At 67.2% G+C, this 20,475-nt stretch carries 19 protein-coding genes; 16 read left to right on the top strand and 3 right to left on the bottom strand.

Annotated elements, in window-relative coordinates:
- The first annotated feature begins 7 nt into the window (after positions 1 to 7).
- The 5 genes from AL3_RS12580 to AL3_RS12560 all read left to right on the top strand — a co-directional run bounded on the left by AL3_RS12580 (position 8) and on the right by AL3_RS12560 (position 6,162).
- A complete protein-coding gene (locus AL3_RS12580; RefSeq protein ID WP_066301393.1) occupies positions 8 to 2,278 on the top strand; it encodes a heavy metal translocating P-type ATPase in 2,271 nt (756 codons plus the stop codon).
- 53 nt (positions 2,279 to 2,331) lie between these two features.
- Entirely contained in the window at positions 2,332 to 2,604 is a 273-nt protein-coding gene (locus AL3_RS12575) for a YHS domain-containing protein (protein ID WP_066301387.1), read from the top strand.
- A gap of 149 nt (positions 2,605 to 2,753) precedes the next feature.
- Positions 2,754 to 4,088: an FNR domain-containing protein gene (locus AL3_RS12570; protein WP_151723922.1), complete on the top strand. Its 1,335-nt coding sequence runs from the start codon at positions 2,754 to 2,756 to the stop codon at positions 4,086 to 4,088.
- A gap of 176 nt (positions 4,089 to 4,264) precedes the next feature.
- The gene (locus AL3_RS12565; RefSeq protein ID WP_066301381.1) at positions 4,265 to 5,038 is read left to right on the top strand and encodes an SDR family NAD(P)-dependent oxidoreductase; all 774 of its coding nucleotides are present in this window, start codon (positions 4,265 to 4,267) and stop codon (positions 5,036 to 5,038) included.
- A gap of 14 nt (positions 5,039 to 5,052) precedes the next feature.
- On the top strand, positions 5,053 to 6,162 hold the full coding sequence (locus tag AL3_RS12560) for a PQQ-dependent sugar dehydrogenase (protein ID WP_066301378.1): 1,110 nt from the start codon (positions 5,053 to 5,055) through the stop codon (positions 6,160 to 6,162).
- Between the two features lie 15 nt (positions 6,163 to 6,177).
- On the opposite strand, the gene AL3_RS12555 is transcribed toward AL3_RS12560, so the two are convergent.
- A complete protein-coding gene (locus AL3_RS12555; RefSeq protein WP_066301377.1) occupies positions 6,178 to 6,789 on the bottom strand; it encodes a GNAT family N-acetyltransferase in 612 nt (203 codons plus the stop codon).
- A 157-nt stretch (positions 6,790 to 6,946) separates the two neighbouring features.
- On the opposite strand from AL3_RS12555, the gene AL3_RS12550 reads away from it, so the two are divergent.
- Positions 6,947 to 8,533, top strand: a complete 1,587-nt coding sequence (locus AL3_RS12550) for an FAD-dependent monooxygenase (RefSeq protein ID WP_083521709.1) — start codon at positions 6,947 to 6,949, stop codon at positions 8,531 to 8,533.
- A 10-nt stretch (positions 8,534 to 8,543) separates the two neighbouring features.
- Positions 8,544 to 8,951, top strand: a complete 408-nt coding sequence (locus AL3_RS12545) for a RidA family protein (RefSeq protein ID WP_066301372.1) — start codon at positions 8,544 to 8,546, stop codon at positions 8,949 to 8,951.
- A 34-nt stretch (positions 8,952 to 8,985) separates the two neighbouring features.
- Here the strand turns inward: AL3_RS12545 and AL3_RS12540 are convergent, their stop codons facing one another.
- Positions 8,986 to 9,375: a winged helix-turn-helix transcriptional regulator gene (locus tag AL3_RS12540; protein WP_066301367.1), complete on the bottom strand. Its 390-nt coding sequence runs from the start codon at positions 9,373 to 9,375 to the stop codon at positions 8,986 to 8,988.
- 96 nt (positions 9,376 to 9,471) lie between these two features.
- Between AL3_RS12540 and AL3_RS12535 the strand changes: the two genes are divergently transcribed.
- The 8 genes from AL3_RS12535 to AL3_RS12500 all read left to right on the top strand — a co-directional run bounded on the left by AL3_RS12535 (position 9,472) and on the right by AL3_RS12500 (position 15,883).
- On the top strand, positions 9,472 to 10,077 hold the full coding sequence (locus AL3_RS12535) for an NAD(P)-dependent oxidoreductase (RefSeq protein WP_066301365.1): 606 nt from the start codon (positions 9,472 to 9,474) through the stop codon (positions 10,075 to 10,077).
- 117 nt (positions 10,078 to 10,194) lie between these two features.
- A complete protein-coding gene (locus tag AL3_RS12530) occupies positions 10,195 to 11,910 on the top strand; it encodes an MFS transporter (RefSeq protein ID WP_083521708.1) in 1,716 nt (571 codons plus the stop codon).
- The gene (locus AL3_RS12525) at positions 11,907 to 12,494 is read left to right on the top strand and encodes a TetR/AcrR family transcriptional regulator (protein WP_066301362.1); all 588 of its coding nucleotides are present in this window, start codon (positions 11,907 to 11,909) and stop codon (positions 12,492 to 12,494) included. The genes AL3_RS12530 and AL3_RS12525 overlap by 4 nt, the downstream gene beginning before the upstream one ends.
- 46 nt (positions 12,495 to 12,540) lie before the next feature.
- Positions 12,541 to 13,116: a class I SAM-dependent methyltransferase gene (locus AL3_RS12520; protein WP_066301355.1), complete on the top strand. Its 576-nt coding sequence runs from the start codon at positions 12,541 to 12,543 to the stop codon at positions 13,114 to 13,116.
- 158 nt (positions 13,117 to 13,274) lie between these two features.
- On the top strand, positions 13,275 to 13,745 hold the full coding sequence (locus AL3_RS12515; RefSeq protein ID WP_066301353.1) for an FHA domain-containing protein: 471 nt from the start codon (positions 13,275 to 13,277) through the stop codon (positions 13,743 to 13,745).
- A 12-nt stretch (positions 13,746 to 13,757) separates the two neighbouring features.
- Positions 13,758 to 14,513, top strand: coding sequence for a transcriptional regulator FtsR (ftsR, locus tag AL3_RS12510; protein WP_066301351.1), 756 nt, complete (start codon positions 13,758 to 13,760; stop codon positions 14,511 to 14,513).
- 5 nt (positions 14,514 to 14,518) lie between these two features.
- Positions 14,519 to 15,016, top strand: coding sequence for a bifunctional nuclease family protein (locus AL3_RS12505; RefSeq protein ID WP_066301348.1), 498 nt, complete (start codon positions 14,519 to 14,521; stop codon positions 15,014 to 15,016).
- Between the two features lie 276 nt (positions 15,017 to 15,292).
- A complete protein-coding gene (locus tag AL3_RS12500) occupies positions 15,293 to 15,883 on the top strand; it encodes a MerR family transcriptional regulator (RefSeq protein ID WP_066301345.1) in 591 nt (196 codons plus the stop codon).
- Between the two features lie 84 nt (positions 15,884 to 15,967).
- On the opposite strand, the gene AL3_RS12495 is transcribed toward AL3_RS12500, so the two are convergent.
- Positions 15,968 to 16,810, bottom strand: coding sequence for a ParA family protein (locus AL3_RS12495; protein ID WP_066301342.1), 843 nt, complete (start codon positions 16,808 to 16,810; stop codon positions 15,968 to 15,970).
- A gap of 243 nt (positions 16,811 to 17,053) precedes the next feature.
- On the opposite strand from AL3_RS12495, the gene AL3_RS12490 reads away from it, so the two are divergent.
- On the top strand, positions 17,054 to 20,452 hold the full coding sequence (locus tag AL3_RS12490) for a pyruvate carboxylase (RefSeq protein WP_066301339.1): 3,399 nt from the start codon (positions 17,054 to 17,056) through the stop codon (positions 20,450 to 20,452).
- The last annotated feature ends 23 nt before the right edge of the window (positions 20,453 to 20,475 follow it).

Raw genomic sequence — 20,475 nt, 5'->3', positions numbered from 1 at the left:
ACAACACATGAGCACATCAACATCCCCGGGCGTGGGCACCGGCATCGAGCTGGAGATCGGCGGAATGACCTGCGCTTCCTGCGCCATGCGGATCGAGAAAAAGCTCAACAAGCTCGACGGCGTCACGGCGACCGTGAACTACGCCACCGAAAAGGCGAAAGTCACCGTTCCGGCGGGTTACGACCCTGCGCAGCTGATCGCGGAGGTGGAAAAAACCGGGTACACCGCCGTCGTTCCCGCGCCGAAGGGCGGCAAGGACGGCGGCGCTGCATCCAGCGCCGCCGGGGACGAAGACCCGGAGCTGGTCTCGCTGCGCCACCGGCTGATCGGCGCGGTGGTGCTGACGGTGCCGGTGATCGCCATGGCCATGATCCCGGCGCTGCAGTTCACCTACTGGCAGTGGGCGTCGCTGGCGCTGGCTGCCCCGGTGATCGTGTGGGGGGCATGGCCCTTCCACAAGGCGGCCTGGGCCAACCTCAAGCAGGGCGCCGTGACCATGGACACACTCATCTCCATGGGCACCTCCGCTGCCTTCCTCTGGTCGCTCTATGCACTGTTCTTCGGCACCGCCGGCACTCCCGGCATGACACATCCGTTCGAGTTCGCGCTGGCGCCCTCCGACGGGGCCGCGAACATCTACCTTGAGGTGGGCGCCGGGGTAACAATGTTCATCCTGGCCGGCCGCTACTTCGAGAAGCGGTCCAAGAAGCAGGCCGGCGCCGCCCTGCGGGCACTCCTTGAACTCGGCGCGAAGGACGTTTCGGTGCTGCGCGGCGGAGTCGAGGCGAAGATCCCCGTCGAGGAGCTGAAGGCCGGCGACGAATTCATAGTCCGCCCGGGCGAGAAGATCGCCACCGACGGCGTTGTGGTCTCCGGGACGTCCGCCGTGGACGCGTCCATGCTCACGGGTGAATCCGTCCCGGTGGAGGTTGCCGAGGGTGATGCCGTCACCGGTGCGACCACCAATGCCGGCGGCCGGCTGGTGGTCCGCGCCACACGGATCGGAGCGGACACACAGCTGGCGCAGATGGCCAGGCTCGTCGAGGATGCCCAAACCGGGAAGGCCGAGGTGCAGCGCCTCGCGGACCGGATTTCGGGTGTGTTCGTACCGGTCGTGATCGTGATTGCAGTCATCGCCCTTGGGGGCTGGCTGGGAGCCGGCTTCCCCGTGACAGCGGCGTTCACCGCAGCCGTCGCCGTGCTCGTGATCGCGTGCCCCTGTGCCCTGGGCCTGGCCACACCGACGGCACTGCTGGTCGGCACCGGCCGCGGCGCCCAGATGGGTGTGCTGATCAAGGGGCCGGAGGTGCTGGAATCCACCCGTAAAGTCGACACAGTTGTCCTGGATAAGACCGGTACCGTCACCACCGGCAAAATGACGCTGGTCGACGCGCTCGCTGAGCCCGGCACCAGCCGGGCCGAACTGCTCCGGCTGGCTGGAGCGCTGGAAGACGCCTCGGAACATCCGATCGCCCAGGCCATCGCCAAGGGCGCGGTCCAGGAGACCGGCCCGCTGCCGGCACCTGGGGAATTCGCGAATGTGGAAGGCAAAGGCGTCCAGGGCGTCGTCGACGGGCACGCCGTCGTGGTCGGCCGCGAGTCGCTGCTCGCCGAATGGTCCCTGAAGCTGAGCCCCGGACTAACCGCCGCGAAGGCCCAGGCAGAGGGCGAAGGCAAAACCGTCGTCGCGGTGGGCTGGGACGGGCAGGCCCGGGGCATCCTAATTGTGGCGGACACCGTGAAGCCGACCAGCGCTGAAGCCATCGCACAGTTCAAGGCAATCGGCCTCACCCCGGTCCTGCTCACCGGCGACAACGACGCCGTCGCCCGGCAGATTGCCGACGAGGTGGGCATCGAGGAAGTCATTGCCGAGGTCCTCCCGCAGGACAAGGTCGACGTCGTCCGCCGGCTCCAGGCCGAAGGCAAGGTGGTCGCGATGATCGGCGACGGCGTCAACGATGCCCCGGCCCTCGCCCAGGCGGACCTTGGCCTGGCCATGGGCACCGGCGCGGACGTCGCCATCGAAGCCTCCGACATCACGCTGGTGCGCGGTGACCTCCGCAGCGCGGTCGATGCCATCCGCTTGTCCCGCAAAACCCTCGGAACCATCAAAACCAACCTGTTCTGGGCCTTTGCCTACAACGTCGCCGCTGTTCCGGTCGCGGCGCTCGGGATGCTCAATCCCATGCTCGCCGGAGCCGCGATGGCCCTGTCCAGCGTCTTCGTCGTCGGCAACAGCCTGCGGCTGCGTGGCTTCAAGAGCACCGCCAAGCAGTAGCCGGGCCCAGGGCATCAGTTCCCATCAATCACGCAGAACACGAGAGGCACACCATGACGAATGACTCCCAGGCGGCCGCCGGCTGCTGCGGCACCAGCGCTCCCAACCCGGCCGCGGCAGGCAACGGCCGCGCGAACCTGCTCGGCAGCCAGGCGGATGACCTGACCACCTGTCCGGTGATGGCCGGCAGCCCCGTCAGCAAAACCGCCGCCGAGGCAGCCGGCCTCTACCGGGACTACGAAGGGGAGCGCTACTACTTCTGCTGTGCCGGCTGCGGACCCGCCTTTGACGCGGATCCGGCCAGGTATGCCGCCAGCATGGCCTGACTGCGGCGCTCCTGCGGGGCCAGCATCCCGTTTTCGGACGGGGAGCGGGCCCCGCAGACAGTTCCGGAGAAGCAGCAGCAACCGCCCGGACATGGGTGAGTGAACCGTCATAATGCGAAATCTTGGACCCAGTCCAAGAAGATGGGGGTGTGAAGACAACTCAAGACGCGGTAGCCGAGCCTGCCGGAACCGTTGATACCCACTCACGCGGCCGCGCGCGGGTCATGACCTACGTGGCACTGTTCGCCGGAGTGCTGGTGGTGAACGCGGCACTGTTTGTGTGGGGCCTCGCCGCCGGCTGGTGGCAGCCGCACGCCCGCAGCCTGCAGGTGATCGCGGCAATCTCCCAAATCAACATCCTGTTCTCCATCCTCCCGCGGCAGCACTGGATGGTGAACCTGATTTCCTACCTGGCCACCAGGGCTCCCGTCTCGTGGCCGCTGCGGCTGCGCTGGCGGCTGGCGCAGTACTACCACGTCGGCGGACTGCACGTCGGCGGCGCCATTGCCGGAACCTTCTGGTACGTGGCGTACGTCGTGCTGCTGGCCCCGGCCTGGGCCGACGGAGAAGCCGGGTACGACGACGTCTCGGTTGCCCTGGCGCTCGTCGTCTCCGCGGTGCTCATCACCATCTGCGTCCTGGCCAATCCCGGATTCCGGACCCGCCACCACGACGTCTTCGAAGCGTCGCACCGCTTCGGCACCTGGACCGTGCTGGTGCTCGGCTGGACCAACGCGCTGCTCCTCGCCAAGCTGCAGACGCCGGCGCGCAGCTTCAGCGAAGCGCTGCTGACTTCTCCGATTTTCTGGATGCTGGTGATCTCCACCGGTCTCGCCGTATGGCCGTGGATCCTGCTGCGCAGGGTTCCGATCACCACCGAGCGGCCCTCCGACCACACGATCATTGTGCGGCTCGACCATGGCTACGTTCCGCAGGTTGGCACCACCCGGGCGATGAGCCGGCATCCGCTCCTGGGCTGGCACCCGTTCGCCTGTGTGCCGGCCGCGCCGGGGGAGTCCGGCTACCGCATGGTGGTTTCCCGGGCGGGAGGCTGGACCGGCGATTTCATCAACAACCCGCCGACACACGTCTGGGTCCGGGGCATCCCCACCGTAGGTGTCGCGAACGCGAAGCGCCTGTTCAAACGGGTGCTCTACGTGACCACGGGCAGCGGGATCGGTCCTGCCCTGGGGCACCTGCTCACCGACACCCAGGGTGCCCGGCTGGTCTGGGTCACCAAGACTCCGCGGGCAACCTACGGAGACGCCCTGGTCGACGAGGTGGAGGCCGCGCAGCCTGACGCCGTCATCTGGAACACCACGGAGCAGGGCAAACCCGATGTGTTCGAACTGTCCTATGACGCGTTTGTGGCCTCCGGAGCGGACGCGGTGATTATTGTTTCCAACAAGTCCGTCACCGGTCGGGTCGTCAGCGAGTTTGAACGCCGCGGCATTCCGGCCTTCGGCCCCATCTGGGACTCCTAGAACGAAACTGCCCCTGCCGTCCCGGGCCGGGACGGCAGGGGCAGCAGGGGGCGATTGGGGCCGGGCCGGGCGGAAGGCGGCAGGCCGCAGGTGACTGCCGGCACCGGCACTGCTAGCGTCGTCCCACCGGGAACCGAAGCAGGTTCCCGGGTCTGCCTCACGACAGGAGCAGGTCCATGGCGGCTGACGCGCCCGCACAAAAGGTCATCATCCACGGCGCCGGAGGCGCGATTGGCGGGGCCGTGGCGGAGGAGTTCGCCCGCCACGGCGCGGAGCTGTTCCTGGCCGGACTCCACCGGAACTCCGTGAATGCAACAGCGGAGCGGATCCGGGCGGCCGGGACGGCACGGGTGCATGTGAGCGAGGTGGACGCCAGCGATCCGCTGGCGGTAGACGCCCACACCAGCGCCGTCGTTGATGAGGCCGGCCGGATCGACGTGCTGCTCAATGCTGTGAGCCTTCCCCTGGTGCAGGGGACCCCGCTGCTGGACATGTCCGTGGAGGACGTCACCGCTCCGGCAGCGGCCTGGCTGCGGACGCAGTTCATCACCGCGAGGGCTGCGGCAGCCCAGATGGTGCCACGGGGGAGCGGAGTCATCCTGACCCTGTCCGCGTCACCGGCCCGCGTTGCGATTGCCGGTGTGGGCGGTTTCGCCGCGGCCTGCTCCGCCGTTGAGGCGCTGACACGGACGTTCGCGGCCGAGCTGGGGCCGGCCGGCGTGCGGGTGGTCTGCCTGCGCCCCCAGCGCATCCTGGAAACCATCGGCAGCACACCGGACCTGCCCATGCCTCTGGAGGAGTTCACCCGCTTCCTCGAAGCCCTCACCACCACGGGGAAGCTTCCGACGCTCAGCGAAGTGGCCAAAGCAGCCGTCTTCCTGGCCCACGGCGGCGCGGACAGCCTGAACGGCTCCGTCCTCAACCTGACCGCCGGCATGAGCGCGGACTGAGCCGGCAGCAGGCAATGAACGGACGACGGCGCCTGGCCGCCTGGCTCGCGGCCGCCGTGTTGGCGGTTCCCACCATTGCAGGGTGCACCGCAGGAGAACCGGAACCTCAGGTGCCCTCCCCGGCATCCCCAGAGGCAGGCGCCACCGGAGCGGAGGACGCACCGGAGGTCCTCGCGGCCGGACTCGAAGCGCCCTGGTCCATCGCCTTCCACGACGGTACTGCGCTTATCAGCGAACGGGATTCCGCCCGGATCCTCGAACTCAGCGGCGGAAACCTCCGCGAGGCCGGCACCATCGGCGATGCGGCCGGGCAGGGAGAGGGCGGCCTGCTGGGAATCGCAGTGCGGGACGGCTTCCTTTATGCCTACCTCACCGCAGGAGGGGAGAACCGCATCGAGCGCCGCGCCTTGACCGGCAGCCCGGGTTCCCTGGGCCTGGGCCAGGCCGAAACAATCCTCGACGGCATCGAGGCCGGGCCCATCCACAACGGCGGGCGCATTGCCTTCGGTCCGGACGGAGAGCTTTACGCCACCACCGGGGACGCCGGTGACCGGGCCAGCGCGCAGGATCTGCGGTCCCTGAACGGGAAGATCCTGCGCCTTGCTCCGGACGGCTCCGTCCCGGAAAGCAATCCCTTTCCCGGGTCCCTTGTCTACAGCTATGGGCACCGCAACCCGCAGGGCCTCGCCTGGGACGCAGGAGGTAGCCTCTACGCCAGCGAATTCGGACAGAACACCTGGGATGAACTGAACGTGATCCTGCCCGGCGGGAACTACGGCTGGCCGGAGGTCGAGGGGATAGCCGGGGAGAGCCGATACCTGGATCCCTTCCAGCAGTGGACCCCGGCGGATGCCAGTCCCAGCGGCATTACCGTCACCGGCGGTTCGGTCTTCATTGCGAACCTGCGCGGGGAACGGTTACGGGAGGTGCCGCTGGACGCGCTGGGATCATCTGAAGAACACCTGGCCGGCCGGTACGGCCGGCTCCGCGACGTCGTCAACGCACCGGACGGTTCACTCTGGATCCTCACGAACAACACCGATGGGCGGGGCAATCCCGGACCGGACGACGATCAGGTGCTGCGTCTGGACCCCGCTCAGTGGACTAGCGCGTCAGAGGACTAGCCCGTCAGCGGTATGTCAGGTCGGTGGATTAAGCGCCAGCCGCATCAGCCACCGGGTTTTACCTCCGGTGCTGGATGCGGTTGGCAGGATGCGCTGGAACCCGGCGGCTTCGAAGAGCTCCGTTGTGCCGGTATAGGCGAAAGCAGCGCTGAGCCGCTCGCCCGCGGCATCGGCCGGATAGGCCTCGAGCGCCGGTGCGCCCTGCGAACGGGCATAACCGGCGGCGCCGTCGAGCAGCTGATAGGCCAGGCCCCGCCTGCGGAACTCAGGCCTGATAACCAGGCAGACGATGCTCCACACCGGGAGCTCATCCACGGCAGGAATGGTCCGGGAATGTGCCAGCCGGGAATGGGAAGCACGGGGGCTGACGGAACACCATCCGGCGGGAACCCCGTCGACGTAGGCGATGACGCCCGGGGGAACACCGTCCTCAGCGAAGCGGCGCAGGCGCGCAGGGCGTTCATTCCCGGCGAGGGTGCGGAATTCCGGGCCCGGGACCCGGTAGCTGAGGCACCAGCAGGCGGCGGTGGCAGGTTTCCTGGCCGCCAGAACAGCGGTGAGGTCATCGAAACGGTCGACCGTGGCGGGATGGACCTCAACCCGGGGCAGGCGCGCATCGGCATTCATCGCCCCACTGTAACTCCCTGCCCTTTCCAGTTTAGGCGCGGACCCGGGGCTTGCGGCAAGACCGGGGTCCGCGGGGAGAATGGTCAGCCGCGGCCGGAAAAGCGCGGCAAACACCCGCCGGCCTGCCGGGACCGCGCATTGCGAACCGAGGTGCAGCATGATCGACGTCATCATTGCCGGGGCCGGACCCACCGGGGTTTTCCTGGCCAGTGAACTGCGGCTCCAGGGATTGGAGGTCCTGGTGCTGGACAAGGAAGACGCACCCACCAAGGTGGTCCGCGGACTCGGCCTGCACGCGCGCAGCCTCGAGATCCTGGACCAGCGCGGTATAGCCGATGAGTTCCTGGACCTCGGCACGAAACACCCGCTCGCCGGCTTCTTCGCCGGTATCACCACCTCCCAGCCGGAAGGTCTCGACACCACGCACCCCTACGTCCTCGGGATTCCGCAGACCACCACCGAACGCCTGCTGACGCAGCATGCCCTGGATCTCGGCGTCGAAATCCGGCGCGGAACGGAGGTTACCGGATTCACCCAGGACGATGACGGTGTGGAGGCCGTGCTCAGCGGGAGCACGCGGCTGCGCTCGCGGTATCTGGTGGGGTGCGACGGCGGCAGGAGCACGGTGCGTCGGGAGCTCGGCGTCGGCTTCCCCGGGGATCCGAGCCGGCACGACCACCTCATGGGGGAGCTGGAACTGACAGCCGCCCCGGAGGAAGTGGCCGCCGTTGTGGCCGAAGTCCGCAAAACGCATAAGGACTTCGGTGCCGGACCGGCCGGGAACGGCGCCTACCGGGTTGTGGTGCCCGCTGCCGGCGTGGCCGGGGACCGGACTGTCCCACCCGCACTGGAGGAGCTGTCAGCGCAGCTGATCCGGCTGGCGGGCACGGATTTCGGGGCGCACTCACCGCGCTGGCTGTCGCGCTTCGGCGACGCCACCCGGCTGGCGGAACGCTACCGGTCCGGGCGGGTCCTCCTGGCCGGGGACGCCGGCCACGTTCATCCGCCGTTCGGCGGGCAGGGGCTGAACCTGGGGATCCAGGACGCGTTCAACCTTGGCTGGAAACTGGCGGCCCAGATCACCGGCTGGGCGCCGCCGGAGCTGCTGGACAGCTATGCGGCCGAGCGGCGTCCGGTGGCGGCGCAGGTGCTGGACAACACCCGGGCCCAGTCGGAGCTGACGCTGTCCGAGCCGGGCCCGCAGGCGGTCCGCCGGCTGCTGGCTGAGCTGATGGAGTTCGCGGAGGTGAACCGGTACCTGACCGAGAAGGTCACGGCCACCGGCCTGCGCTACGACTTTGGTGAAGGGCACAGGCTGCTGGGCCGGCGGCTGCCGGATGTGCAGCTGGCCCACGGCCGGCTGTACGAACGGATGCACACCGGGCGCGGCATCCTGCTGGACACGTCCGGGCAGCTCTCCGCCGCTGGCTGGGAGGACCGGGTGGACCTCGTCACCGAATTGGGGAACCAGGGACAGGAGCTGTCCCGGAAACTCGACGCTCCCGCGTTGCTGCTGCGGCCGGACGGCCACGTTGCCTGGGCCGGTGACGCTGACGGTACCGGTACCGGTAACGGTAACGGTGGCGGCAGCCAGGCGGACCTGCCTGCGGCTGCGGTCCGCTGGTTCGGGCCGCCGGCCGGATCGGCGGGAACCGGATTGCCCGGGGGAACCGGCCACGGGAAACCCGGGGGACGGCGTCCGGACAGCCCCGGTACGCCTACCGGACGCCGCGGCTTCATGTGATCGTTTGGGGATGACATCCATCCAGCGCCTCCGCCCAGAGGGGCTCGTTGTGAGCCCTGCCTTCAGCCACGTTGCCGTCGTGCCGCCCGGAGCGGCCACCATTTACATCGGCGGCCAGAACGCAGTTGACTCCACCGGTTCCCTGATCGGCGGCAGCGATACGGGTGCACAGTCCGCCCGGGCCCTGCAAAACGCCAAAACCGCGCTCGCGGCCGCCGGGGCGAGCCTCACCGACGTCGTGCAGTGGACAGTCCTTTTCACCGAGGGAGCGGACCTCGCGGCGGGCTACGGGGCGGTGGCACAGGAACTCGCCGCCGACGAGCCAGCCCTGGTGCTGGCCGCCCGCGTCAGCGAATTGGGTGTGCCGGGCGCGCTCGTGGAAATCAGCGCCATCGCTGCCGTACTCCCCACCGCTTAGGGGCTGGAGCTGGCACCGGCGCCGCTGGCGGGCGTCACCGGCCGGCCAGGACCTCCGAATCGCGGGCGTCGTCGTACCTGTCCCTTGCCTCCAGGATGGTGGGAACGTGGTTTTCGGCCCATTTCCTCAACTGAGCCATTGGCTCCAGGAGTGAACGGCCCGTGTCCGTGAGTTCGTAGTCGACCCTGGGCGGCACCTGGGCATGAACGGTCCTGGTGATCAGCCCGTCGCGCTCCAACGCCCGCAGGGTCTGGGTGAGCACCTTGGGGCTCACCGCACGGACCTTGGAGCGCAGGTCGGAGAACCGGACCGGCCCATCGGCGAGAACCTGGACAATGAGTCCGGTCCATTTATCTCCGATGCGCTGGAAGATCACCCGCGAGGGGCAGTTCGGGTCGAAAATGTTGACCTCATTGGTATCCAATAGGTAACCCAGTTTCTTTGAGGCTATCAGTATCAAATAGATACTCTCATGAGTGTCAAAGGGACAGCAACACCGAGCGTTACTTGAGGAGTACCAATGAAAATTGCCGTTTATGGAGCCACAGGCATGGTCGGAAGCCAGATTGCCGCAGAGGCGCTGCGCCGCGGACATGACGTCACGGCGGTCTCGCGCAGCATCTCGGAGATTCCCGGGGCGCTCAGCCGCCAGGCAGACCTGGGTGATGCCGCCGTGTTCGCCGAAATTGCCGGCGCGCACGACGCCGTCGTCCTGGCCACCGGACCCAGCCGCACAGGAGGAGACCACGGTGACTGGCTGGAGGCCATGAAGCAGGCCTACAGCAGTGCCGGCAGTACCCGGCTGCTCATAGTGGGAGGCGCCGGAGCCTTGGAGGTTGACGGCAAGCGGCTCGTTGACACCGCCGGGTTCCCGGAGGAATACCGGGCCGAGGCACTCACCTTGGCCGAGGCCTACGAGGCTGTCCTGGCAGCTCCGGCACAGCTGGACTGGACCATGCTCGCTGCCGCCCCGGAGATTGCGCCCGGTGTCCGGACCGGCTCCTACGTCACTGCCAAGGACTCTCCGGCCGGCGGCAGTATTTCCACCCAGGACTACGCAGTGGCCATGCTCGACGAAATTGAACGTCCCGCCCACCGCAGGGAGCGCTTCACTGCCGCAAACTGACCCGGCTGGTTCCGGACCGCGGGAGCGGCGGTGCAGATGCTTCCGCGGCCCACCGGGAGGTGCCGTGCAGACTAAACAGTTTCTTGTACAGACCATTTGGTCGGCTACACTGGAGGCATGTTAAGAACGACTGCCCCGCCCTCTTCCGCCGGACCCCGCGAATGGGCCTCACTGGGCGTCCTCACGCTCGCGGTGATGCTTCTGGCTGTGGACGGCACCGTGCTTGCACTGGCGGTGCCCTCCCTTAGCGCTTCCCTGGAACCGACCTCTACGCAGCTGCTCTGGATCGGCGATATTTATTCCTTCGCGCTGGCGGGCCTGCTGGTGACCATGGGTAACGTGGCAGACCGGATCGGCCGCAAACGGCTCCTGCTGATCGGCGCAGCCGGATTCGGTGTCGCCTCGGCCCTCGCGGCATTCGCTCCCACCCCGGAGATCCTGATTGCAGCCCGGGCACTGCTGGGTATCAGCGGCGCCACCATCATGCCCTCGACCCTGTCGATCATCCGGAACGTGTTCGCCGTGCCGGCGGAGCGGACCCGTGCCATCGCCATCTGGTCCGTCGGTGCCGGCGGCGGCGCGGCGCTGGGCCCCCTCGTCGGTGGAATTCTTCTGGAGAACTACTGGTGGGGATCGGTCTTCCTGATCAACATCCCCGTGATGCTCCTGCTGCTGGTCAGTGGCGCCATCCTGCTGCCGGAGTCCCGGAATCCGGCGCCGGGCAAGCTGGACCTGTTCTCGGCCGTCCTCTCGATTGCCGCGATCGTGCCGATTGTCTACGCCGTCAAGCGGGCGTTCGGCTACGGTATTGAACCCCTTGGCATCGCCGCGCTGCTGGTGGGACTGGTTTCCGGCTGGATTTTCATTCGCCGCCAGCGCAGCGTCCCGGATCCGATGCTGGACGTGGAGCTGTTCCGGCGTCCGGCGTTCCGCGGTGCCGTCATCGCCAATGGGCTGTCCATCTTTGCCCTGAGTGGCCTGCTGTTCTTCTTCTCCCAGTACCTGCAGCTGGTGCGCGGCTTCGGGCCGCTCCAGGCGGGCCTTGCCGAGCTGCCCGTGACCTTGGCCATGATGGCCGTCGTTTTTGTGGTTGGCACTTTGGTGGCCCGCACCGGGGTTGGTCCAGCCATCGGCGGCGGCCTGATCCTTGGAGGAGTGGGCCTGGTGCTGCTGTCCATCACTGAGGGGTTCGAAGGCTATATCGGCATTGCGGCCGCGCTGGCGCTGACCGGACTGGGTATCGGTGTGGCCATGACGCTGTCCACTGACGCAGTGGTCGCCTCTGCCCCGCGGGAGCGGGCCGGAGCTGCGTCCTCGGTCTCCGAGACCGCCTATGAACTCGGCGTTGCCCTGGGAATCGCCGTGCTGGGGTCTGTGCTTTCGGCCCTCTACCGGACCGGTCTTCCGGATTTGTCTGCCCTGCCGGCCGATACCCGTGCAGGCGTGACAGACTCCTTGGCATCCGCCCTCAACGCCCTCGAGGGTGGTCAGACCGGATTGATCGCCGAAGTCCAGCACGCCTTCACCGGAGCCATGCAGATCACCGCACTGGTCGCTGCCGCGATCCTGCTGATCGCCGGCACCATCGCCTGGCGCGTCATCCCCGCGGTCCTTGAGACCAATGACGGCGGCGCCGTCGATGGGGCTGTTGAAACCAGCGGCGCTGTTGAGGCCAGCGGGGCTGTTGAGGCCAGCGGGGCCGGGGAAACCCGCAGCGCGGAGGAACCCAGTGGTGCGGCTGCAACCAACGCCGGCGCGGTACCGGAACCGGCCGAAGAAGGAACTGCTGCCGGCACGGACCCGCACCTTTCCGGACGGAGTGAGCAGCCGTGACGGACGCTGAGGGGAAGCGGAACCCCGAGCGGACCCGGCGCGCCGTACTCGATGCCGCGGTCAGTGTGCTGGCCGAGCGCGGGACGGCCGCCACGCTGCAGGACATTGCCACTGCCGCGGGTCTGTCCAAGAGCGGTCTGCTGCACCATTTCCCGGACCGTGAGGCACTGCTCTGCGCGGTGGCGGAGGATTACCTGGAACGGTTCCGGGTGCGGGTCCTGGAGCTGGTGGACCTGTCGGAGAACCGTCCGGGCAAAGTGCTTCGTGCCTACGTGCGTGCGCTCTGCGGAACGGATTCCGCGCTCCTGGCCGAGTACGGGACGTTCGGCGGTATCTGGCCCGCCCTGGAGAAAATCCCCGGCGTGCAGGCTCTCAGCGACGCGGACAGCGACAGCTGGTTCACACTGTTTGAACAGGACGGGCTGGACCCGGACCGGATCCTGGTGGTCCGGTACGCCGCTGAGGGGTTGGCCATTGCCCACTCCTACGACGCGAACGTCTCCACCAGGGTGCTGGAGCGGGCCCGTACGGTGCTGCTCGGGCTCATCGACGAAGCAGCGGAGCGGGCCGTGCGGGAAGGATAACCTGCGCCAGTACCCGCTGCCCCGGTTCAGGAGTACCTTCGTCTCCATGACGAAGGTCAGTTACGCGGAGTTCGAGAGGCGCTGCGCGCTGGTGATCGGCACCCTCCGGGGCACGGTGCTGGAGATCGGGGCGGGCACGGGCGGCAACCTTGGGCTGCTGGCTGCCGACGCCGACTGGATCGGCCTGGAGCCCGACGCCGGCCGGCGCCGGGAACTGGACGCGGCCGCAGCAGCCCGCGGCTACCCGGCAGCGCTGGCCCGGAATGCTGAGGACACCGGGCTGGCTGCCGGGAGCGTCGACGCCGTACTGGCGACGAAGGTGCTGTGTTCGGTCGCGGATCCGCAGGCAGTGCTGGCAGAGGTCCTGCGGGTCCTGAAACCGGATGGCCGTGCCGTCTTCGCAGAGCACGTGGCGGCACCGGAGGGAAGCTTCAAGCGGGGGCTGCAGCGGGCGGCGTCGCCGTTCAGCGCCAAATGGGATCACGGGTGCCGCTGGGACCGGGATTCCGCCGTCCTGCTGGCTGATGCAGGCTTCCGCGGACGGATGGAGAGCCTCGACGTCAGTCAGGGGATCCTCCCCTCCGTCCCGGTCATCCTCTTTGACGGCACCCCGCCCGCCTAGCAGGACGGGGACGAAAAATCTCCTGTGCCGCCCGGGCCGTGTAACAGGTAGGCTAAGACAGCCGGTACGGCACGAACGGTAAGCAATTTAGATCAGGGTAAATCAGGCCAGCCGCAAACCAACGCGGGATGGCCGGTTCTTTTTGGGGAGGAAACACCATGGCGGGCGAGGACTACAACGCCGCACGTGCGGATGATCAGCGTGGCTTCAGTGCGGAGGACACGACGTCGATCAGCCTTCCGCCCATCTCGGATGCGGCGTCGATCGAGCCTAAGCTCAGCGCTGACGAGCGTGCCGCGGTTGCTGCACTTCCCGCAGGGTCGGCCCTCCTGATCGCCCACTCCGGCCCCAACGCCGGAGCCCGCTTCCTGCTCGATCAGGACGTCACCACTGCCGGGCGCCACCCGAACGCAGACGTCTTCCTGGATGACGTCACCGTCTCCCGCAAGCACGTCGAGTTCCGGCGCAGCGCCGAAGGGTTCCGGGTTGTGGACTCCATGAGCCTCAACGGCACCTACGTCAACAACGACCGTGTGGACACCCTGCTGCTGCGCACCGGAAACGAAGTCCAGATCGGCAAGTTCCGGCTCACTTTCTACGCTGCACGTCCGGCTGCCGGTACGGCCTAAAGGCGGAATCGAATGCCAGGACCAGAGGCTGCGCGGCGCGCCGTCGGAACCGCCGGGGAGCGTGCGCGTCCGCGCGTGCTCAACATCGGCCAGGTCCTTGCCGACCTCAGCGGCGAGTTCCCCGGGATCAGCGCCTCCAAAATCCGGTTCCTGGAGGAGAAAGGCCTGGTGGCGCCGCAGCGCACCGCCGCCGGTTACCGGAAATACTCCATCCAGGACGTTGAGCGGCTGCGCTTTGTCCTGGCACTGCAGCGGGACCAGTACCTGCCGCTGAAAGTCATCAAGGATTACCTCGACGCGATCGACAGGGGAGAGCGCCCGGAATCGCTGCCCGGCGGCATCAGCCTGGCGCCGCGGGCCGTTTCGGAACAGCTTGCGGAGGAGCTCGCCGCCCGGACGCGGGCACGGCTGTTCACCTTCGATGAGCTGGTTGCTGAATCCGGTGCCACAGCGGAGCTGGTCCGAAGCCTCATCAGTTTTGGCCTTATCAGCGCCCCGGCCCAGCAGTATGATGAACACGCCCTGAAAGTCGCCAGAGCCTGCACGCAGCTGGAAGCCCACGGCATAGAGCCACGCCATTTGCGGCCCTTCCGTGCCGCTGCAGACCGGGAACTGGGGCTGGTGGAGCGGGTGATCGCACCCGTTGCCTCACGCAGGGACGTCGCCTCGAAAGCGCGGGCGGCAGAAACAGCGCGGGAGATCAGCGAACTTTGCCTGAACCTGCACAGCGCCCTGGTCAACGGCCAGATAGCCCGGATGGAGAGCTGAAGCCGATGCAGGAAGTCGAAGTGGTAGGCGTGCGGATCGAGCTGCCTTCCAATCAACCCCTGGTGCTTTTGAAGGAACTGGAGGGTGAGCGCCACCTTCCCATCTGGATCGGAGCCCCCGAGGCCAGCGCCATCGCCTTCGTGCAGCAGGGGATTGTGCCACCGCGCCCCATGACCCACGATCTGATGGTCAGTGTCATCAAGGCACTGCAGCACCTCGTCACCGAAGTCCGGCTGGTGTCGGTGGAAGACACGGTCTTCCATGCGGAACTGGTGTTCGACGACGGTACCCGGGTCTCTTCCCGGGCTTCCGACGCGATCGCCGTCGCCCTGCGTGTTCCCTGCCCGATTTTCTGTGCCGAAACCGTGCTGGATGAGGCGGGAGTGCGCATCACGGAGGCTGACGCCGATGAGGATGAGGACGAGCAGGAAAACGCAGAGCAGGAACTGCGCCAGTTCCGTGAGTTCCTTGCCGACGTTGAACCCGAGGATTTTGAGCGCTGAGCGGCTCGACACGCCTAGAGAAAAAGAGGCCGCATCTTTGACCTTGGGCGCCCACGGATCTAACGTCGAAGCATAGAGTTCCCATTGCGCTAATGGGTCATCAGGAAGACACTTAGACGAAAACCGGGACAGGGTCCGCAGGGGCTGGTTGAGATACCGGCCAAGGCAGCAAACCCTACCCGGAGTGCCTCACAGGCAAGTGTCTAACTGGGTTACACCAGTCCCGATGACCTCTGGCAGCCGCCGACTTCACGGGGACCATTACTAGGAGGAACAGTGAGTCCGAAAGGCGATGCCGGCGAACACCGCGCCGTTGCACCCGGAAAGGTACTTCCGGCCAGTGCCCAGGGACTGCTGTTCACCGAAGACCTGCCGGTCCTGGATGAAGATGCCGGTTACCGCGGTCCCACCGCCTGCAAGGCGGCCGGGATCACCTACCGCCAGCTGGACTACTGGGCACGCACCGGACTGGTGGAGCCCGCCGTCCGCGGCGCTTCTGGATCCGGCACCCAGCGTCTTTACAGTTTCCGGGACATCCTGGTCCTGAAGGTCGTCAAGCGGCTTCTCGACACCGGTGTTTCGCTGCAGCAGATCCGCACCGCCGTCGAGCACCTGCGGGAGCGCGGGGTGGAAGATCTGGCTCAGATCACTTTGATGAGTGACGGCGCCAGCGTCTACGAATGCACCTCCGCTGATGAGGTCATCGATCTGGTCCAGGGCGGACAGGGCGTCTTCGGTATCGCCGTCGGCCGGGTCTGGCGCGAGGTCGAAGGAAGCCTGGCCCAGTTGCCCAGTGAGCACGTTGATGATCATTCCTACGCTGAGGACGAACTCAGCCGGCGCCGCGCCGCCCGCAAAATCAGCTGATCCTTTCAATGCAAGAGGCCGCTTCCTTCGGGAAGCGGCCTCTTGCATTGTGTCTGGCAGCCGGCCTGGAGCCGGCAACGGCGCTTAGCCGGCCGGGCGGCGCATCACCCGGTTGCGGACGCTGCCGGTCTGCACCAGGTTCTTCAGCAGGGCATCGAAGGTTCCCGCAGCCTGCTTCGCCGATTCTCCGGGCCAGTGGTGCACCGAATGCGCAGCGCCCTGGATCTGCTGCCAGTTGGCCTGCTCGGCGATGGTCGGCTCCAGGAGCAGGTCACCGAACATCTGCTTCATTTCCGCGAGGCGGAAAGTGTGTTCGTTGGAGGTCGAGCGGACCCGGTTGGCCACAATGCCCGCGGGTGCCAGGTTCGGGGCGAACTCCTGGCGGAACAGGTCCAGGGCACGCATGGTCCGTTCGGTGCCCGCCACTGAGAAGAGTCCGGGTTCGGCCACGAGGAGCACCCGGTTGCTGGCCGTCCATGCCATCCGTGTGAGGCCATTGAGAGACGGCGGGCAGTCAATGAGGACCAGCCCGTAGCCGCTGATCTTTGCGAGCAGGGTGGAGAGGCGCTTCAGGTCCCGCTTGCCGAGGTCCGGGCGGTCGTAGATGCCGGAGAACGCTGATCCCATCGCGACGTCGAGGACGGGCTGGCGGGGAGTGCCCTGCCCATTGAGCTTGCGCGCCGTTTCGGCCCACCCGCTGGGAACCACGTTGGCGGCCAGATCCGCCCTGCGCGCAGTGCGGAGCATCTCTCCGATGCCCAGGTGGTCTCCCGCAGAGACTGCCAGGCCGGTGGTGGCATCTGCATGTGGATCAAGATCCACGACCAGGGTAGGAATTCCGGCAGCCAGTGCGGCTGATGCCAGGCCCAGCGTCACGGAGGTCTTGCCGACGCCGCCCTTCAGGCTGCTGATGCTCACTACTTGCACTTGTTGAACCAATACCTAACGTGTCGAGGATCACGGGCGCCGGGTCCGTGCCGGGGAACCACACTCATTCTATGTGACGTGTGCCGACAAGCCGGGCAGGCTCGGGTTTGCACATCTGCGCCCGGCGCTGAACTATGCTCGAAGTGATCTGTCTCACTGGTTCTTGCCGTTTTCGGCGGCCGTCATGAGACTGAAAGCTGATGGCTGGTCCGCTTAACCCACCCGAAACTGTGCAGGAGTGCAATGTTCTCGAAGATCCTGGTCGCCAACCGCGGCGAAATCGCCATCCGCGCCTTCCGCGCAGCCTATGAGCTTGGCGCGAAGACAGTTGCGGTTTTCCCTTATGAGGACCGCAACTCCATTCACCGGCAGAAGGCCGATGAGGCCTACCTGATCGGCAGCGAAGGCCATCCCGTCCGGGCCTACCTCGACGTCGATGAAATCCTCCGCGTGGCGCGGGAGGCCGGCTGCGACGCGATCTACCCGGGGTACGGATTCCTCTCAGAGAATGCCCAGCTGGCCAAGGCGGCCCAGGAAGCGGGCATCACCTTCATCGGTCCCGGGGCGGATGTCCTGGAGCTGGCCGGGCACAAGGTCCATGCCCTGAATGCCGCCCGGGAAGCCGGAATCCCGGTCCTCCGTTCCACCGAACCGAGTGCTGACCCTGAGGAACTGCTCACCAAAGCGGAGGACATCGGTTTCCCCATCTTCGTCAAGGCCGTTGCCGGCGGCGGGGGCCGCGGTATGCGGCGGGTGGATACCGCCAAGGATCTCCCGGAAGCGCTGAACGCCGCCATGCGGGAAGCGGACACCGCCTTCGGCGACCCGACCGTGTTCCTGGAGCAGGCTGTGCTGCGCCCGCGCCACATTGAGGTGCAGATCCTGGCGGACAAGGAGGGCAACGTTGTCCACCTGTTCGAACGTGACTGTTCGCTGCAGCGCCGCCACCAGAAGGTCATTGAGATTGCTCCGGCGCCGAACCTGGATGAAGGGATCCGGCAGGCGCTGTACCGGGACGCCGTCACGTTCGCCAAATCGCTGAACTACGTCAACGCCGGAACGGTCGAGTTCCTGGTGGACACCATCGGCGAACGGGCCGGCCAGCACGTTTTCATCGAGATGAACCCCCGCATCCAGGTGGAGCACACGGTCACGGAGGAAATCACCGACGTGGACCTGGTTCAGGCGCAGATGCGCATCGCGGCCGGGGAGAACCTTGCCGATCTGGGCCTGGTGCAGGACGAACTGCAGATCCGCGGTGCGGCCCTGCAGTGCCGCATCACCACCGAAGATCCGGCCAACGGTTTCCGGCCTGACGTCGGCAAGATCAGCGCCTACCGCTCCGCCGGCGGTGCCGGTGTGCGGCTCGACGGCGGCACCGTGTACGCCGGTGCCGAGATCAGCCCGCACTTCGACTCGATGCTGGTGAAGCTCACCTGCCGCGGGCGGACCTATCCCGCCGCGGTGAACCGGGCCCGCCGTGCCTTGGCGGAGTTCCGGATCCGCGGCGTTTCGAGCAATATTTCCTTCCTCCAGGCGGTTCTGGATGACCCCGACTTCATTGCCGGGGACGTTGCCACCTCCTTCATTGAAGAGCGGCCGGAACTGCTCAACGCCCGCGGACCCGCAGACCGCGGAACCAAGCTTCTGAACTGGCTGGCCGATGTCACCGTGCACAAACCCCATGGGGAACTGCCGGCGCAGGTTAACCCGCTGGAGAAACTGCCGAAGGACCTGCCGGAACCCCGCCCCGGCTCCCGGCAGCGGCTGCAGGAACTGGGACCGGAGAAGTTCGCTGCGGCCCTTCGCGCGCAGCAGGCCCTTGCCGTTACCGACACCACGTTCCGGGATGCCCACCAGTCGCTGCTGGCCACCCGGGTCCGCACCCGCGACCTGATTGGCGCGGCGCCTGCTGTGGCCGCCCTGACTCCGGAACTGCTGTCGGTGGAGGCCTGGGGCGGAGCGACCTATGACGTGGCGCTCCGCTTCCTGGGCGAGGACCCGTGGGAGCGGCTGGACGCGCTCCGCCAGGCGCTGCCTAACGTGTGCATCCAGATGCTGCTGCGCGGTCGGAACACCGTGGGTTACACGCCGTACCCCACCGAGGTCTCGGATGCGTTCGTCGAAGAGGCGGCGGCAGCCGGCGTCGACATCTTCCGCATCTTCGATGCCCTGAACGACGTGAGCCAGATGGCCCCCGCCATTGAAGCGGTGCGCCGGACCGGCACCGCCGTCGCCGAAGCGGCGCTCTGCTACACCGCCGACATGCTTGATCCGAAGGAAACCCTCTACACGCTGGACTACTACCTGGGCCTGGCGCAGAAGATGGTGGATGCCGGGGCACACATCCTGGCGATCAAGGACATGGCCGGGCTGCTCCGCCCGGCTGCAGCGGCAAAACTGGTGGCAGCTCTCCGCGAGCGTTTCGACCTTCCGGTCCACCTCCACACGCACGACACCGCCGGCGGGCAGCTGGCCACCCTCCTGGCAGCCGCTGAGGCGGGGGTTGATGCAGTGGACGTCGCCAGTGCCACTCTGGCCGGCACGACCAGCCAGCCCTCGGCGTCGTCCCTCGTGGCCGCCCTGGCCAACACCCCGCGGGACACCGGGCTGAGCCTGGATGCCGTCAGCTCGATGGAACCGTACTGGGAAGCGGTCCGCCGCGTGTACGCCCCGTTTGAGTCCGGGCTGGCCGGCCCCACCGGGCGGGTGTACCAGCACGAGATTCCCGGCGGACAGCTGTCCAACCTGCGCCAGCAGGCCATTGCCCTCGGCCTGGGGGAGCGGTTCGAAGCCATCGAGGACATGTACACCGCCGCCGACCGGATCCTGGGCCGCCTGGTCAAGGTGACGCCCTCGTCCAAGGTCGTCGGGGACCTCGCGCTCCAGCTCGTCGGCAGCAATGTCTCACCGGACGACTTCGAAGAGAATCCGCAGAACTACGACATCCCGGACTCCGTTATCGGGTTCCTCAGCGGCGAACTGGGGGACCCTCCCGGTGGCTGGCCCGAACCTTTCCGCACCAAGGCACTCCAGGGGCGCACGCCCAAGCCGCGGTTGGTGGAGCTCACCGACGTTGATGAACAGGGACTGACCGGAGATTCCGCCACCCGGCGGACAACCTTGAACCGCCTGCTCTTTGCCGGCCCGGCCCGCGAATTCGCCGCGACCCGGGAAGCTTACGGGGACCTCTCGGTCCTGGATACGCGGGACTACCTGTACGGCCTGCGGCCCGGGGTGGAGCACATCGTCGAGCTGGAAAAGGGCGTGCGCCTGATAGCCACGCTGGAAGCTGTCTCCGAACCCGATGACAAGGGCATGCGGACGGTCATGACAACCCTGAACGGGCAGATGCGCCCGGTCATGGTGCGGGACCGCCGCGTGGAGAGCAGCGCCAAGGCAGCGGAGCGGGCTGATTCGGCGCAGGCCGGCCATGTGGCCGCCCCCTTTGCCGGAGCAGTGACCCTGACCGTTGAGGAAGGCGCGGAGGTCGCTGCCGGAGAGACAGTCGCCACCATCGAGGCCATGAAGATGGAGGCTTCAATCACAGCTCCGGTCGCCGGAACCGTCAAGCGGCTCGCCATCGCCGGCGTGCAGCAGGTGGACGGCGGCGACCTCCTGGTGGTTATCGAGCCCAGCTGACACTCCCGGGGCCCGGGGCCGGC

Source organism: Arthrobacter luteolus NBRC 107841 (genome assembly GCF_001552075.1).
Classification (GTDB): Bacteria; Actinomycetota; Actinomycetes; order Actinomycetales; family Micrococcaceae; genus Arthrobacter_B; species Arthrobacter_B luteolus.
This window is presented reverse-complemented; position numbering and strand designations above follow the sequence as displayed.

Coding starts and splice junctions, on each gene's coding strand:
- AL3_RS12580 (WP_066301393.1), top strand. CDS start 8: ATGAGCACATCAACATCCCCGGGCGTGGGCACCGGCATCGAGCTGGAG.
- AL3_RS12575 (WP_066301387.1), top strand. CDS start 2,332: ATGACGAATGACTCCCAGGCGGCCGCCGGCTGCTGCGGCACCAGCGCT.
- AL3_RS12565 (WP_066301381.1), top strand. CDS start 4,265: ATGGCGGCTGACGCGCCCGCACAAAAGGTCATCATCCACGGCGCCGGA.
- AL3_RS12560 (WP_066301378.1), top strand. CDS start 5,053: ATGAACGGACGACGGCGCCTGGCCGCCTGGCTCGCGGCCGCCGTGTTG.
- AL3_RS12555 (WP_066301377.1), bottom strand. CDS start 6,789: ATGAATGCCGATGCGCGCCTGCCCCGGGTTGAGGTCCATCCCGCCACG.
- AL3_RS12550 (WP_083521709.1), top strand. CDS start 6,947: ATGATCGACGTCATCATTGCCGGGGCCGGACCCACCGGGGTTTTCCTG.
- AL3_RS12545 (WP_066301372.1), top strand. CDS start 8,544: ATGACATCCATCCAGCGCCTCCGCCCAGAGGGGCTCGTTGTGAGCCCT.
- AL3_RS12535 (WP_066301365.1), top strand. CDS start 9,472: ATGAAAATTGCCGTTTATGGAGCCACAGGCATGGTCGGAAGCCAGATT.
- AL3_RS12530 (WP_083521708.1), top strand. CDS start 10,195: ATGTTAAGAACGACTGCCCCGCCCTCTTCCGCCGGACCCCGCGAATGG.
- AL3_RS12520 (WP_066301355.1), top strand. CDS start 12,541: ATGACGAAGGTCAGTTACGCGGAGTTCGAGAGGCGCTGCGCGCTGGTG.
- AL3_RS12515 (WP_066301353.1), top strand. CDS start 13,275: ATGGCGGGCGAGGACTACAACGCCGCACGTGCGGATGATCAGCGTGGC.
- ftsR (WP_066301351.1), top strand. CDS start 13,758: ATGCCAGGACCAGAGGCTGCGCGGCGCGCCGTCGGAACCGCCGGGGAG.
- AL3_RS12505 (WP_066301348.1), top strand. CDS start 14,519: ATGCAGGAAGTCGAAGTGGTAGGCGTGCGGATCGAGCTGCCTTCCAAT.
- AL3_RS12490 (WP_066301339.1), top strand. CDS start 17,054: ATGTTCTCGAAGATCCTGGTCGCCAACCGCGGCGAAATCGCCATCCGC.